The sequence below is a fragment of the Microbacterium sp. PRF11 genome (genome assembly GCF_031844085.1).
Lineage (GTDB): Bacteria > Actinomycetota > Actinomycetes > Actinomycetales > Microbacteriaceae > Microbacterium.
On sequence record NZ_JAUZUP010000005.1, the window covers coordinates 181,002 to 194,223 of the forward strand.

Annotated in this window: 13 protein-coding genes; 6 read left to right on the forward strand and 7 right to left on the reverse strand. The window is 71.6% G+C overall.

Features of this window, described 5'->3' with window-relative positions; translation table 11 throughout:
• Positions 1 to 34 precede the first annotated feature (34 nt).
• Complete coding sequence (locus tag Q9R20_RS14505) at positions 35 to 247, forward strand: hypothetical protein (protein WP_311249992.1); 213 nt, start codon at positions 35 to 37, stop codon at positions 245 to 247.
• Between the two features lie 136 nt (positions 248 to 383).
• On the opposite strand, the gene Q9R20_RS14510 is transcribed toward Q9R20_RS14505, so the two are convergent.
• From Q9R20_RS14510 to Q9R20_RS14520, 3 genes are all read right to left on the reverse strand, one after another.
• Positions 384 to 1,238: a hypothetical protein gene (locus Q9R20_RS14510; protein WP_311249993.1), complete on the reverse strand. Its 855-nt coding sequence runs from the start codon at positions 1,236 to 1,238 to the stop codon at positions 384 to 386.
• Positions 1,239 to 1,333: 95 nt separating this feature from the next.
• Positions 1,334 to 1,507: a hypothetical protein gene (locus Q9R20_RS14515; RefSeq protein WP_311249994.1), complete on the reverse strand. Its 174-nt coding sequence runs from the start codon at positions 1,505 to 1,507 to the stop codon at positions 1,334 to 1,336.
• Positions 1,507 to 1,971, reverse strand: coding sequence for a single-stranded DNA-binding protein (locus Q9R20_RS14520; RefSeq protein ID WP_311249995.1), 465 nt, complete (start codon positions 1,969 to 1,971; stop codon positions 1,507 to 1,509). The genes Q9R20_RS14515 and Q9R20_RS14520 overlap by 1 nt, the downstream gene beginning before the upstream one ends.
• A 1,017-nt stretch (positions 1,972 to 2,988) precedes the next feature.
• Here Q9R20_RS14520 and Q9R20_RS14525 point away from each other — a divergent pair.
• A complete protein-coding gene (locus Q9R20_RS14525; RefSeq protein WP_311249996.1) occupies positions 2,989 to 4,032 on the forward strand; it encodes a 2-oxoglutarate and iron-dependent oxygenase domain-containing protein in 1,044 nt (347 codons plus the stop codon).
• 29 nt (positions 4,033 to 4,061) lie between these two features.
• Here Q9R20_RS14525 and Q9R20_RS14530 read toward each other — a convergent pair whose 3' ends face one another.
• Both Q9R20_RS14530 and Q9R20_RS14535 read right to left on the reverse strand, forming a co-directional pair.
• Complete coding sequence (locus tag Q9R20_RS14530; protein ID WP_311249997.1) at positions 4,062 to 5,141, reverse strand: VIT1/CCC1 family protein; 1,080 nt, start codon at positions 5,139 to 5,141, stop codon at positions 4,062 to 4,064.
• 186 nt (positions 5,142 to 5,327) lie between these two features.
• Positions 5,328 to 7,217: a DEAD/DEAH box helicase gene (locus tag Q9R20_RS14535; protein ID WP_311250078.1), complete on the reverse strand. Its 1,890-nt coding sequence runs from the start codon at positions 7,215 to 7,217 to the stop codon at positions 5,328 to 5,330.
• Positions 7,218 to 7,822: 605 nt separating this feature from the next.
• On the opposite strand from Q9R20_RS14535, the gene Q9R20_RS14540 reads away from it, so the two are divergent.
• Complete coding sequence (locus Q9R20_RS14540) at positions 7,823 to 8,683, forward strand: SGNH/GDSL hydrolase family protein (protein WP_311249998.1); 861 nt, start codon at positions 7,823 to 7,825, stop codon at positions 8,681 to 8,683.
• A gap of 5 nt (positions 8,684 to 8,688) precedes the next feature.
• Entirely contained in the window at positions 8,689 to 9,366 is a 678-nt protein-coding gene (locus tag Q9R20_RS14545; protein ID WP_311249999.1) for a hypothetical protein, read from the forward strand.
• 23 nt (positions 9,367 to 9,389) lie between these two features.
• Here the strand turns inward: Q9R20_RS14545 and Q9R20_RS14550 are convergent, their stop codons facing one another.
• Positions 9,390 to 10,196, reverse strand: a complete 807-nt coding sequence (locus Q9R20_RS14550) for an RNA methyltransferase (RefSeq protein WP_311250000.1) — start codon at positions 10,194 to 10,196, stop codon at positions 9,390 to 9,392.
• Positions 10,197 to 10,496: 300 nt separating this feature from the next.
• Positions 10,497 to 11,699: an amidohydrolase family protein gene (locus Q9R20_RS14555; protein WP_311250001.1), complete on the reverse strand. Its 1,203-nt coding sequence runs from the start codon at positions 11,697 to 11,699 to the stop codon at positions 10,497 to 10,499.
• A 137-nt stretch (positions 11,700 to 11,836) separates the two neighbouring features.
• Between Q9R20_RS14555 and Q9R20_RS14560 the strand changes: the two genes are divergently transcribed.
• Entirely contained in the window at positions 11,837 to 12,685 is an 849-nt protein-coding gene (locus tag Q9R20_RS14560) for a Sir2 family NAD-dependent protein deacetylase (protein ID WP_311250002.1), read from the forward strand.
• Between the two features lie 85 nt (positions 12,686 to 12,770).
• Positions 12,771 to 13,178, forward strand: coding sequence for a hypothetical protein (locus Q9R20_RS14565; RefSeq protein ID WP_311250003.1), 408 nt, complete (start codon positions 12,771 to 12,773; stop codon positions 13,176 to 13,178).
• The last annotated feature ends 44 nt before the right edge of the window (positions 13,179 to 13,222 follow it).

Genomic DNA, 13,222 nt, shown 5'->3' on the forward strand with positions numbered 1-13,222 from the left:
GCCTCGGCAAGGTTTCCGCCGATAGTGTTCCCACATGACTTGGACCATTTACTACGACGGAACCGCGATGTTCAAAGGACTGTCATTCGACATGGTCGAAACGCTCACGAACCACATCGACTCCCTCGCCGAGAACAACAACGGCTTCGGATGGCTCGACCTCGACAGCCCCGCAGGCGACGGCATCACGACGATGCGACTGCGCATCACCCCCTCTACAGCAATCGTCTTCGAGCCCACCCGCTAGGTGACGGCCGCGGGCCTACCCTCCGGATGTTGGCTGGATTGATGCTCGAGCAGCTGCCAGAGCGCGGAGGGCTATTCGTGCACGGTGCCGGGTGCGGCGAACTTGTCGCCGCACCCGCACTCGTGCTCGGTGACGCTCACGCGGCGTCGACCTCGGCATACCGGCCACTCTCGTCGCGGACGTTTTCCGCTGCGGCCATGCGCTCCTTCGTGTCGACGAGCGCCGATCGACGGTAGAGCGGCGTTGCGCGCCCGGCGATGTAGGCCACCGTCTCGGCGACAATTTCGCTGGCCTTCGCCCAACGCTGCAGCGTGCGCACCGACCCGGCCACGGCCGCCGCCTGCTTTCCGCCGAGCAGTGGGTCACCCTGCTCCGCGATCGGCCGCGCCGTCTCCTCGTCGAACACCCGCTCGGGGCGCAGCGCGCGGGATACCTTCACCGCTCCCTCGGCGGCCTGCTCGCGACGCTCCGCACCCCACTTGTCGAGCGCATCCTGCACCGACCAGGCGACGCGCACGCCGTCGTCGTCGACCGGATGCCGCTCAAGCAGCAGCGCGTACAGCGAGTACACGTCATCCTCGTCAGCTAGCCAGGAGTCGAGATGCGCCAGGATGCCGGCCGCGGCCTCCTCCGCATCCTCGAACGCCTCCGCAGCATCCGAGCGCGGCCACCCGCCCGACGGCGACCACCGCCACAGCCCCTTCTGCACAGCGTCGCACGCATCGATCAGGTCCGCCCCGACGGGCGCGGGCGCCCCCGGTGACGACGAGCCCGTGCGCCGCGCCCGATCCCCGTACACGATCGCCGACGTCGGATCGACCAGCGACCGCATCCGGCCCACAAGATCCGCCACCTCGCGTAGCGCGAACCGGAACCGGCCCCGACACCTCGCGCATACGAGCGTCCCGCCGACGGTCGGCTCGGCCGCGCACCCGTCGCACGGGAACGCGTATTCCTTACCGTCGTAGACCATGCAGTCGGCGAAGTGCACGCCCTGCTGCGCGCACGCCAGGATGCAACCCGTCATCGCTTCCCCTCCTCGAGTACCCGCTGCAGCACCATCCGGCCGCCGCGTCGCCCGGACACTCACACGAACGTGCCGCCAGACTCGCGCGCCAACGCGTAGGCGATCAACACGTCGATCTGCCACTCGACGAGCCCGATCCCCGCCCGGCGCGCGTACTCGCTATACATCTGCCGGTAGCGGCGCTCCTTGCGGACGGCCCGCGACGCGTGGCGACGCTCCTTCGTGACGCCCATCAGAACGGCATCTCCCCGCCCGAGGCATCCCAGGCGCCCGAGTTGTCGACCGGCGCGTCATACGGTGCCGACGACGGCCGCCCGTTCGACCCGTTGCGGGGTGCCGTGCGCGTCACCTGCGCCGTCGCATACCGCAGCGACGGTCCGATCTCGTCGACCTCGAGCTCGAGCGACGAACGGTTGTTGCCCTCGCGGTCCTGGTAGCTCCGGTGCTTCAGCTGCCCTGTGGCGACGACGCGCGTCCCCTTCGACAGCGACCCGGCGATGTGCTCCGCCACCTCTCGCCAGGCCGAGCAGCGCATGAACAGCGCCTCGCCGTCCTTCCACTCGTTCGCCTGCCGGTCGAACACGCGGGGCGTGCTCGCCACGGTGAAGTTCGCCACCGGGATGCCGTTCTGCGTGTGCCGCAGTTCCGGGTCAGCGGTCAGGTTGCCGACGATCGTCAGCGTGGTCTCTCCGGTCATGTGTTCGCTCTCCTCGTATCGTTCTTCGGTCTTGTGCTTGCCGCAGCGCGCGCCGCCCGGGCTCGTCCGGCCGACGCCTCCCGGCATGGACTGCACCCACAGCGGTGCGCGTTGTAGCAGTGGCTCGTTCTTCCGTGACGGAGCCACGGCGGGCAGATGACCCGCGGGGATCTCGGCACGTACCCGGGCGCCTCAGCCAACAGCCGCCGCCGGTATGCGACCGACTCGGCGAACGCCGGCGCCACCCGATCGATGAAGACGGCGAAGGCGAGATCACTCACCACGGCTCATCCCCCGGCCCGTCCGACGGCTGCTCCCACTCCACGAGTTGATCCGTGTACCGCTGCTGCGCGAGCCATCTGTCGTGCTGTCGGCGGGCGGTGCCGCAGGGTCCGCAGTTCTCCCGGCGGCCATTGGGATGGTCGACGCACCCGATCGGAGGGGCATCCAGCAGCAGCGGACGCCGCGGCGGCGCCGACCTCTCGGCCCGCTCCCGCCACGCTGCCCACTCGCCGTCCCGCTCGGCCTGCTCGGCACGCACCCGCGCCGCCGCCCGCTCCCGCGCGCCCTCTCCCCCCCCATAGCCGCGGAGTTCCTCGGAACACCCTGCGGCGGGGGCGGCGGGATCTCCGATGACGCCCCGCGGGTGTCCGCCATTCAGCGGGCGCCTCAGCGCCAACACCTCCGACCCCTCGTGCTCATACCTCCATGCGCCGCACAGCGGCGCGTGGAGGGGCGGCGGGGAAAGTCCCCCCTCGCGCACAGAACGAAGAAGGCCCCGGGTTCATCCCGGGGCCTTCTTCGTTGTCTGCGGGAGGGTCGGCCGCGAACCCGTGCGGGGTGGGGCCCACGCCGCCGGAGGCTCCGCGCGCCGCACAGCGGCGTGTGGAGGGGCGGCGGGGAAAGTCCCCCTCGCGCGCGACTCGCGTTCGGGCCTACGCGAGCGTGACGCCGCAGAAACACCGACGTGACATGCGGGGCCTACCGTCGAGGCGTTCCTGACGAAACGGAGGCCGCATGCCCCCCTTCCACGTTCCCACCATCGACATCTCGGCCTGGGTCGGCCGGGGGTCGCCCGACGCGCGTGCCGCGGTCGTCGCGGCCGTCGACCACGCGTGCCGGACGGTCGGGTTCATGCAGATCGTCGGTCATGGCATCCCGGATGCCGTGATCTCGGGCCTGACGGAGGGGATCGACGAGTTCTTCGCGCTGCCGATGGACGCCAAGAAGGCCTACGTGCGGCCGGCCGGCGAGAACCGGGGGTACAGCCCACCCAAGAGCGAGTCGCTCAGCCACAGCCTGGGCGTCGACCCCGTCACGCGGATGAACGACTTCTTCGAGGCGTTCAACGTGGGGACGTCGGCTGCAGAGTATCCGGGCAGCACGGCGACCGCAGAGAACTATGCGGCGAACACCTGGCCCGACGAGACCGTCCTCTTCGAGCCCTCCGTGCGCGGATACTACGACGAGGCACGACGCGTCGCGCACACCCTGACCCGCATCTTCGCCGCCGCCCTGCGAGTGCCCGCCGAGTTCTTCGACGACGTGACCGACCACTCCATCGACGTGCTGCGGATGAACAACTACGCACTGCCGCCCGGCACGATCGAGCTCGGCGGCGAGCTGACGGGCATGGGCGAGCACACCGACTTCGGTCTCGTGACGGTGCTGTGGGCCGACCAGGTGAAGGGCCTGCAGGTGCTCGGGCCCGACGGGTCGTGGAACGACGTCTCGCCGGCCGACGGCGCTCTGCTGGTCAATCTGGGCGACGTCGCCGCCCGCCTGACGAACGACAAGTGGCTGTCGACGCTGCACCGGGTCAAGCCGCCTGTCATCGACGGCACGATCGAACGGCGTCGCTCGGCGGCGTTCTTCCACGACGGCAACGCCGACGCGGTGATCGCCCCGCTGCCGCACTTCGTCTCGTCCGAGACCCCCGCGCTCTACGACCCCGTGACGGTGAGCCAGCACATCGCAGCGAAGCTCGCGGGGTCGCGCGCGGGGCGCAAGAACCTCACGGCCGTCCGCGAGGCGGCGCGATTGACGGGGACGCGGGGCTGACCCCGCGGCGGCGCCATCGCGCCCGCCCGTCAACCGGCGGAGACCCCGAACAGCAGACCCAGCACGTACGTCACGGCTGCGGCGCCGAAGCCGATCGCGAGCTGGCGCAGTCCGCGCTTGAGCGGCGAGGTGCCCGAGAGCAGGCCGACCATCGCCCCGGTCGCCATCAGGGCGATCCCGACCAGCGCCAGCGCCAAGGCGACCGCGCCGAAACCGGACAGCCCGAAGATCCACGGCAGCACCGGGATGATCGCGCCCGACGCGAAGAAGAGGAAGCTCGACAGCGCGGCACCCCACGCGCTGCCGACCACGTCGTGCGCCGACTCCCCCGGCGCCGCGGCGACCGGGGCTGCGCCGGCACGCGCCGCGGTGACGACCTCGCGCGCCTTCGCGAGGGCGTCGTCGGGGTCCATGCCGCGGGTGCGGTACACGAGGGCGAGCTCGTTGGCATCCAGATCCAGGTGCGGCAGGGCGGAGTCGGCGAAGTCGCTCTCCTCGGTGGCCTCGAGCAGCTCGCGCTGCGAGCGCACCGAGACGAACTCGCCGGCGCCCATCGAGAGCGCTCCGGCCAGAAGCCCCGCGATGCCGCTGAACAGCACGAAGCTGGGGGCGACGCCGGTGGCTCCGACGCCCATGACGAGCGCGAGGTTCGAGACCAGCCCGTCGTTCGCACCGAACACGGCGGCGCGGAACGTGCCCGACAGGCGCCGACGCCCGCGAGCCGCGAGGCCTCGAACGACCTCGTGGTGCACGCGCTCGTCCGCGGCCATCGCGGCCGTCGCGTAGGGCTCGTCGGCGTACGGCGAACGGGCCTCGGCGTTCTGGGCCAGCGCCAGCACGAAGATCGAGCCGAAGCGTCGCGCCATCCACGCCAGCAGGCGCGTGCCGACCCCCGGCTGCGGGAGGCGCTGCGGCTGCTCCCCGAGGAGGTCGATCCAGTGCTGCTCGTGGCGTCCCTCGGCGTCTGCGAGCGCGAGCAGGATGTCGCGCTCCTCCCCCGTCCGACGCGACGCGAGCTCGCGGTACACGCGCGCTTCGGCGCGTTCGTCGACGAGATATCGCGCCCAGCGACGGCGGTCGCGGGCGGTGGGTGTGGCGAGGTTCGTCACGGGGGCTCCTTCGGGTCGCCCCCCACCGTAATGAGCGGGGCCCGCCCCCTCGGGCGCGTCGATCGATACTGACAGCATTTCGGGACTCCGAAGCCCGTGATCACGCGGCTCCGGGCGACCGGATGCCAGCATTTCGGGGTCGCGAAACCCCGCAGCGCGCGGTGGCTGGCGGAGCGCTCGAACGCCCTAGGACCGCACGCGTTTGCGCAGCAGGTCGATGCGCGCCTGCAGTTGCGCAACCGTCGCGTGGGACACGGCCGGGCCTCCGCACAGGCGCCGGAGCTCCGCGTGCACGAGGCCGTGCGGCTCGCCGGTCTGGCGGGCGTACAGGCCGACCATGGTGTTCAGCAGCTGCCGCTGCTCCTTGAGCGTGCGGTGCAGAGGAGCGGGGAGACCCCCGTCGTCGACGCTCGGTGCGTCCCCGCCGTTCTCCTTCTCGCTCGCTTCGCGCGTCGACCGGTGCCGCGACTGCCGGGTCGCCCGCGACATGAGCACCTCGTGCACCTGCTCGGGTTCGAGCAGACCCGGGATGCCGAGGAACTCCTCCTCCTCGATCGTGCCGGGCACCGCGAGCTGGCCGAACTCCTGGCCGTCGAACATCACGCGGTCGAAGTGCGCGAGCGAGCCGAGGGCCTGGTACTCGAACTCCTGCTCGAGCGCGTCGGAGGCTTTGTCCTCGCGCTCGGCGGCATCCATCAGGTCTTCTTCGGCGTTCCACTGGTCGTCCACGTCGCTGTCGCGGTCGAGGGCGTGCTCGCGCTGCGCCTCCATCTCGTTCGCGAGGGCGAGCAGCTGCGGGACGTTGGGGAGGAACACGCTCGCGGTCTCACCGCGACGTCGAGCTCGCACGAAACGACCGATGGCCTGGGCGAAGAACAGCGGGGTCGAGGCGCTCGTGGCATAGACGCCGACGGCGAGGCGGGGGACGTCGACTCCCTCGGACACCATGCGGACCGCGACCATCCAGCGGGTGGTCCCCTTCGAGAACGTCTCGATGCGGCCCGAGGCCTCGGCCTCGTCGGACAGGACGACGGTGACCTTCTCGCCGCTGATGTCCTCGAGGATGGCGGCGTATGCGCGCGCGGCGGTCTGATCCGTCGCGATGACGAGGCCACCGGCATCCGGGACCGTCTCGCGCACCTCGGTGAGGCGGCGATCGGCGGAGCGCAGGACCGCGGGGATCCAGTCGCCGTTCGGGTCGAGGGCGGTGCGCCAGGCCTGGGAGGTGATGTCCTTGGTGTTGTCCTGGCCGAGCTGCGCCTCCATCTCCTCGCCGGCCTTGGTGCGCCACCGCATCTGACCGGCGTAGACGAGGAAGAAGACCGGGCGGACGACGCCGTCTTCGAGGGCCCGCTTGTAGCCGTATGCGTAGTCGGTGCGAGAGAGGCGGATGCCCTTGGCGTTCGGGTGGTACTCCACGAACGGGATGGGGGCGGTGTCGCTGCGGAACGGCGTCCCGGACAGCAGCAGACGCCTGGTCGCGCGGCTGTAGGCCTCGCGCAGGGCGTCGCCCCAGCTGAGGGCGTCTCCGCCGTGGTGCACCTCGTCGAGGATGACGAGGGTTCTGGCATCCATCGTCAGACGCTGATGCACCTCGGCCTTGACGGCCACCTGGGCGTACGTCACCGCGACGCCGTGGTACTGGCGGGACGGGGCGACGTGCCGGTTGGAGAAGTACGGGTCGAGTCGGATGCCGACACGCGCGGCCGCCTCGGCCCACTGGGTCTTGAGGTGCTCGGTGGGGGCCACGACGACGATGCGGTCGACGACGCCGCGGCGCATGAGCTCGGAGGCGAGGCGGAGGGCGAAGGTCGTCTTACCGGCGCCGGGGGTGGCGGCCGCGAGGAAGTCGCGCGGGCCCTTGCCCTCGCCGTCGGGTCCGTCGAGACCGAAGTACAGGTCGAGCGCCTCGGCCTGCCACGCGCGCAGGCGCTGGGCGGTACCCCAGGGGGCGCGCTGCGGGAACGACGGTGAGAGGTGCTCGGCGGCGAAGGAGCCGAAGTGGGGCTCGACCGACTCGGGTCCGGGGGTCGCCGCCGACGGGGTGTCGGAGCCGAACCCGGGCGACGCGGGCATGACGCCGGGAATGGGGTGGTCCGCGACGGGCGCCGTGGCGTGGGAGGGGTCGGCGCGGGCGGATGCCGCGGACGGTGCCTCGATCGGGGGCACCCGGCCGGGGCTCGCGACCGGGCCGGGGGACGCCACCGGGCCAGGGGATGCCACCGGGCCGGGGCTCGCGACGGGGCCGGGGGACGCCACCGGGCCAGGGGACGCGACGGGGCCGGGGGACGCCACCGGGCCAGGGGACGCGACGGGGCCGGGGCTCGCGACCCGGCCGGGGGACGCGATGCGGATCGCCGCCGCCGATTCGGCGTCGGGGAGGTTCGAGGAGCGGGCTTCGTCTTCCAGCATCGAACCTCCTTCCCTCGCGAGCGCGAACATCAACGATAGGTCACGGCACTCCCCCGCCGCGTCGCCCTGTGGATCGTCACGGAGGGTTCCGGCACCTCACCAGCGAGAAACGCTCTCCGGCGTGAGAAACGCACAAAGAGGGCGTTTCCCACGGCGGAGAGCGTTCATCAGCGGCGCACGAGGCACCGATGCCGCGAGACGCGGGCCCGCCCGCCGCCGCTCCTCTTGCCCGGATCGAAGGCGGGGTTAGCCTGGAGGCGGAGGTTTCGATGACACTCGATCCGCGCTCGCCCCGCACCCCGTCCTCGCCCGACAACGCCGGTCCGCACCCGTGGCGCCGCTACGTCGCGATCGGCGACTCGTTCACCGAGGGCATCGGCGACCCCCTGCCCGACGGGGGGCATCGCGGGTGGGCCGATCGTGTCGCGACCGTTCTCGGCTCGCAGGTCGACGACTTCGCCTACGCCAACCTCGCCGTGCGCGGAAAGCTCATCGCGCAGATCGTCGCCGACCAGATCGAGCCGGCGCTCGCGCTCAAGCCCGATCTCATCACGTTCTCGGCGGGTGGCAACGACGTCATCCGCCCCGGCACCGACCCCGATGCCGTGTCGCTCCAGTTCGAAGACGCCGTCCGGCGCCTCCGCCGCGACGGCGCAACCGTGGTCGTGTTCACGGCGGTCGACACCGAGTTCACGCCGGTGTTCCGCGGCATCCGGGGCAAGGTCGCGATCTACAACGAGAACATCCGCGCGATCGCCGACGCGCACGACTGCGTCGTCGCCGATCAGTGGGGGCTGAAAGAAGTGCAGGACATGCGCTTCTTCGACGACGACCGCCTGCACTACAACTCCCTGGGCCACCACGAGGTCGCGCGCATGGTGCTGAGGGCACTGAACGTGCCGAACGACCTCGAGCCGATGAAGGCCGAGACAGAGGCCGTCACCACGTGGCGCGCCGCCCGCGAGAAAGATCTCGTGTGGGCGCGGTCGTACCTGGTGCCGTGGGTGCTCCGGCGTCTGCGCCACCAGTCGTCCGGCGACCACGTGCAGGCGAAGCGGCCCGAGCCCCTGCCGGTCGTGACCCTCGCGCCGGGTCAGGATGCCGCGGCTTCCAGCGAGACGCAGGTCTGACGCGCGTGGCCCCGCTTCCCGACGCCGTGACGACGCTGCTGCGCACTGCCGACGCGAACGCGCTGCTGCGGGACGCGGAGGGATTGGCCGAGGTGCTCACGGCATCCGACTGGACGCCCGAGATCGAGAGCGGGCGCTTCGCCGCCGACGGCTGGGATCTGCTGTCGTCGGCGTGGGCGCCGAATGTCTCGGTGTTCTTCGACGGGGCCGCGCATGCGGTTCGTGAGGCGGCCCGGGCGGTCGCCGCGGCGATAAAGGCCGAGCCGAACCGCTGGACGTTCGATTCCGAGGGGCCGGACTGGTCGACCTGGGCCGTCGACGACCCGCGCTGGGACGAGGACGAGATCGATTGGCTGGTGTGGGAGGGGCCAGACGTGGTGGTGTCCCTCTTCACCGCCGGTGAGACCCCCGCCGGGCCCGGAACGCTTCCCTCGCACCTGCACCTGGCGATCGAACGCGCCGACACACCGCCCGAGGGGCTCCCCCGCGACGATGAGCGCGCGCGGCGTGTGCTGCGCGAGGGGTCCGTGGTCGATCGCTGGTACCTCGCCGGGGAGCACGATCTACCCCAAGACGTGATCGAGGCGCTTGAGAACGACCCCGACCCGCGCGTGCGTGCCGCCGCGGAGTCGGAGAGGTGGATCCGGGAGCGTGCGTTCGAGGGGCTTCCGCCGGCGGAATGACGGTGACCCCTTCGGTCATGACCTCAGCGCAGGGCGCGACCCAGTTCCCACAGCGCCACGGCGCTCGCGGCGGCGACGTTGAGCGAGTCGACTCCCCCGGCCATCGGGATCGTCACGACCGTATCGGCGGCGGCGAGCGCCCCGCGGCTCAAACCGTCACCCTCGGACCCCATGAGCAGGGCGACGCGCTCGTGTCCCGCGGCCGAGAAGTCGTCGAGGCTCACGGCGTCGTCCGACAGCGCCATCGCGGCGAGGTGGAACCCGGCGTTGTGCAGCAGCGGCTTCGCCTCCGACCATTCCGGCAGCCGCGTCCAGGGCACCTGGAACACCGTTCCCATGCTCACGCGGACGCTGCGCCGGTAGAGCGGATCGGCGCAGCGGGGCGTGACGAGCACGGCATCCGCCCCGAGAGCAGCCGCCGAACGGAACGCGGCTCCGATGTTGGTGTGATCGACGATGTCCTCGAGCACCACGACGAGTCTCGCGTCGCGGACGGTCTCCTCCACGGATGCCAGGACCGGACGATGCATGGACGCCAGCAGCCCCCGGTGCACGGTGTACCCCGTCACCTGCTCGGCGATCTCGGCGGGGACGACGTAGACCTCGGCATCCGCCCCGACGAGCGCGAGAGCGTCGGCGAGGAACTTGTCCTGCACGAGGACGGAACGCGGCCGGTGCCCCGCCCGCAGCGCGCGGTCCAGCACCTTCGACGACTCGGCGATGTACAGCCCTCCCGCGGGCTCCGACACCCGCCGCAGTGACACGTCGGTGAGGTCGCGGTAGTCCGCGAGGCGCGGGTCGTCGGCGGAGTCCAGGGCGATGACGGGCATCGTCCCATCCTCCCAGCCCGACCTCTCCCTGGCGCCCCGTCCGCCCTGCTCCCGACCTCGAGTGTCCAGAACACCCGGACGAATTTCGAAAGCACCCGGGTGTCTTGGACACTCAACCCGGGTAGCCCACCCGCGCGGCGCCCCCGGCCGCACCCGACCTCGAGTGTCCAGAACACCCGGACGGTTCGGCAATTCGTCCGGGTTTCTTGGACACTCAACGAGAGCGGGGGCGCGAGGAGCGGGAGGCGGGATCGACGTCGGCGGACGAGAGCGGGCGCGACGGGATGCCGCGCCCGGCGCTCACGCCACGTGCAGCGCGCGACCCCCGGCGATCACCAGGGCCCGCTCAGGCTGGCGGACGAGCGCGTCCATGGGGTTCTCGGCATCCACGAGGACGATGTCGGCGCGCGCTCCCTCGACGAGGTCGTGCACCTCGCGTCCCACGGCCCAGGCGGCCGCGCTGGTCGCCAGCTGCACGACGCGCAGCAGGTCGTCGTCGTGCACGAGCCCGCCGGCGCGGGCGTACTGCCACGCGATGCCGAGGGTGTCTCCGGTGCCGAAGGGGCTCCACAGATCCCGGATGCCGTCGGTGCCCAGACCCAGGCGGACTCCGGCGGCGTCGAGCTCGGCGAGCGGGAGCTGCGCGAGACGCAGCGGAGCGACGGTGGTCATCGACACCCCGGCCTCGCCCATCGCGGCCAGCAGGTCGCGGCGACGCGCGGGTTCCAGTTGGGCGAGTGCGAAGCCGTGGGCGATGTTCACCCGGCCGCCGAGGCCGAGTCGCCCGGTGCGTTCCACGAGCAGCTCGATCTGGAAGGCGCCGAGCTCGGCCGGGTCGTGCAGGTGGATGTCGAGGCCGACGCCGGTGTCGGCGGCGAGCGCCGTGAGGGCGTCGATCTGCCCGACCGGGTCACGGTCGATCGAGGCGGGGTCGAGACCGCCGACCCCCGTCACGCTGTCGCGGTCCGCGGCCTCGCGCAGCAGGTCGAGCACACCCGGGCGGCGCAGCACCCCGTCCTGCGGGAAGGCGATGATCTGCACGTCCAGAGCGCCGTCGTACGCGGCCGCCGCTTCCTCGACCGCCTCGATTCCGCGCAGGCCCACCCCGTTGTCGACGTCGACGTGGGTGCGGATCGCGGTGGTGCCGTGACGCACGAGCTCGCGCAGCACGAGAGCGGACCGCTCGAGAGAGGGGATGCCGAGCGCGTCGCGCTGCTCCCGCTCGTGGCGGATGCGCCCCTCGGTCGACCCCTCGCCCCCGTACGACTGCCAGGGCAGCCCCCACCACGACTTGTCGACGTGCGCGTGGGCGTTCACGATGCCCGGCAGGGCGAGCAGACCGCGCCCGTCGAATTCGCGGATGCCGATCGGGTCGCTCGCCGCGGGCGTGATCGCGGTGATCCGTCCCCCGTCGATGGCGATGTCGACGAGGTCGCCGCCCCACGGTCGCACGCGGCGGAGCGAGGTGACGTCGAGCATGGCGGGCCGGGGGAAGGAGCTCATCCCTCCAGTATCGACGGCGGTCCCCCGCGGATCACGGGGATGCGCGGGGCCGACCCGTCGGATACCGCCCCCGCGGGGCACTCCGCGCGAGCCGGTGTCGGCGGCCCGCCATAGACTCGGACGGGACGGAGGTGTGCATGACCGACACGACGGAGGATGCCGGGTTCTCGGCATCCATCGATCGGGCCGTGGAGGTGCTCGCCGGCCGTCGCATCGCCGTCCTGACCGGTGCGGGCGTGTCGACCGACTCCGGGATCCCCGACTACCGCGGCAAAGGCGCCCCCACCCGCACGCCCATGACCGCCCAGCAGTTCCTGTCGAGTGCCGAGGCACGACGCCGCTATTGGGTGGGCAGCCACCTGGGCTGGCAGGTGTTCGCGGCGGCCGAGCCCAACGACGGTCATCGCGCTCTCGCCGACCTCGAGCAGGCGGGGGTCGCCAACGGCGTCGTCACGCAGAACGTCGACGGCCTGCACGTGCGCGCCGGCAGCAGCCGTGTCGTGGAGCTGCACGGCACGATGCGCCGCGTGGGCTGCCTGCAGTGCGGTCAGGTGTTCGACCGGCGCGATCTGGCCGAGCGGGTCGAGGCCGACAACCCGTGGATCCGTCTTCCCGAGAACGTCGAGCTCGGTCCCGACGGCGACGTGACGCCCGCGTCCGCCGACGGTTTCGTCGTGCCGACGTGCTCGGTGTGCGGGGGCACGCTCAAGCCCGACGTGGTGTTCTTCGGCGAGTACATCCCGGTCGAGAAGTTCCGCGAGGCCGAGCAGCTCGTGCACACCAGCGAGGCCCTCGTGATCGCCGGTTCGTCGCTCGTGGTGAACTCCGGCATCCGTCTCGTGGAGCGTGCGCGGCGCAAGCGTCTGCCCGTCGTGATCGTCAACCGCGGCGAGACCCGCGCCGACCAGCGTGCCGCGGTCAAGATCGACGGCGGCACGACGGCGGTGCTGCGGGCCTTCGCCGAGAGGTTGCCGGGGCTGCTCTGAGGAGTCGCTCGAGCGTCAGATCATGATCGCGTCCACGAACGCCCGAACGACCCCTGTGCGCCGTCGTCGCCGGAAAACTGTCCTGTTGCTCGCCGCTCTCGCGACCCTGATCGCGATCGGGCGCCTCGTCGGCGAACCGCCCGGCGTCCTCGAAGACGAGGAGGCGGCCAGATTCGCCGACCACAGTTTGGTGACGGCGATCTCAACTGCGGCCGCCGTGCCCGGCAGCACCGATGCGGTGAAGACGGCGCTGCAGCAAGGCGTCATCGCGGGGAGGGCGAACGAGAGCCCGTATGAGTGGACGTTCCTCTCGGCGACGGACGTTTCGGTGTCGGTCGCCGTGTACTACCACTGGGGCGAGGGCGGTCTGATGTTCCCCGCCACCCGCCCCGCCTGGGGACGCGCCTGTCGCACCTACGATCTCGGTACGCGACCCGTGACGGCCCACCCGATCGAGTGCCCCGAGGACGCGCAAGACCGCCCCAGGGGGTGACGCGCTCGCTCTCTTCACGACGTCGCCTCGACTGGCGGGGTATC

Bases quoted from the DNA above. Each gene is read 5' to 3' on its own strand.
- Q9R20_RS14505 (WP_311249992.1), top strand. From the start codon at position 35: ATGACTTGGACCATTTACTACGACGGAACCGCGATGTTCAAAGGACTG.
- Q9R20_RS14515 (WP_311249994.1), bottom strand. From the start codon at position 1,507: ATGGGCGTCACGAAGGAGCGTCGCCACGCGTCGCGGGCCGTCCGCAAG.
- Q9R20_RS14520 (WP_311249995.1), bottom strand. From the start codon at position 1,971: ATGACCGGAGAGACCACGCTGACGATCGTCGGCAACCTGACCGCTGAC.
- Q9R20_RS14525 (WP_311249996.1), top strand. From the start codon at position 2,989: ATGCCCCCCTTCCACGTTCCCACCATCGACATCTCGGCCTGGGTCGGC.
- Q9R20_RS14535 (WP_311250078.1), bottom strand. From the start codon at position 7,217: ATGCCCGCGTCGCCCGGGTTCGGCTCCGACACCCCGTCGGCGGCGACC.
- Q9R20_RS14540 (WP_311249998.1), top strand. From the start codon at position 7,823: ATGACACTCGATCCGCGCTCGCCCCGCACCCCGTCCTCGCCCGACAAC.
- Q9R20_RS14550 (WP_311250000.1), bottom strand. From the start codon at position 10,196: ATGCCCGTCATCGCCCTGGACTCCGCCGACGACCCGCGCCTCGCGGAC.
- Q9R20_RS14555 (WP_311250001.1), bottom strand. From the start codon at position 11,699: ATGAGCTCCTTCCCCCGGCCCGCCATGCTCGACGTCACCTCGCTCCGC.
- Q9R20_RS14560 (WP_311250002.1), top strand. From the start codon at position 11,837: ATGACCGACACGACGGAGGATGCCGGGTTCTCGGCATCCATCGATCGG.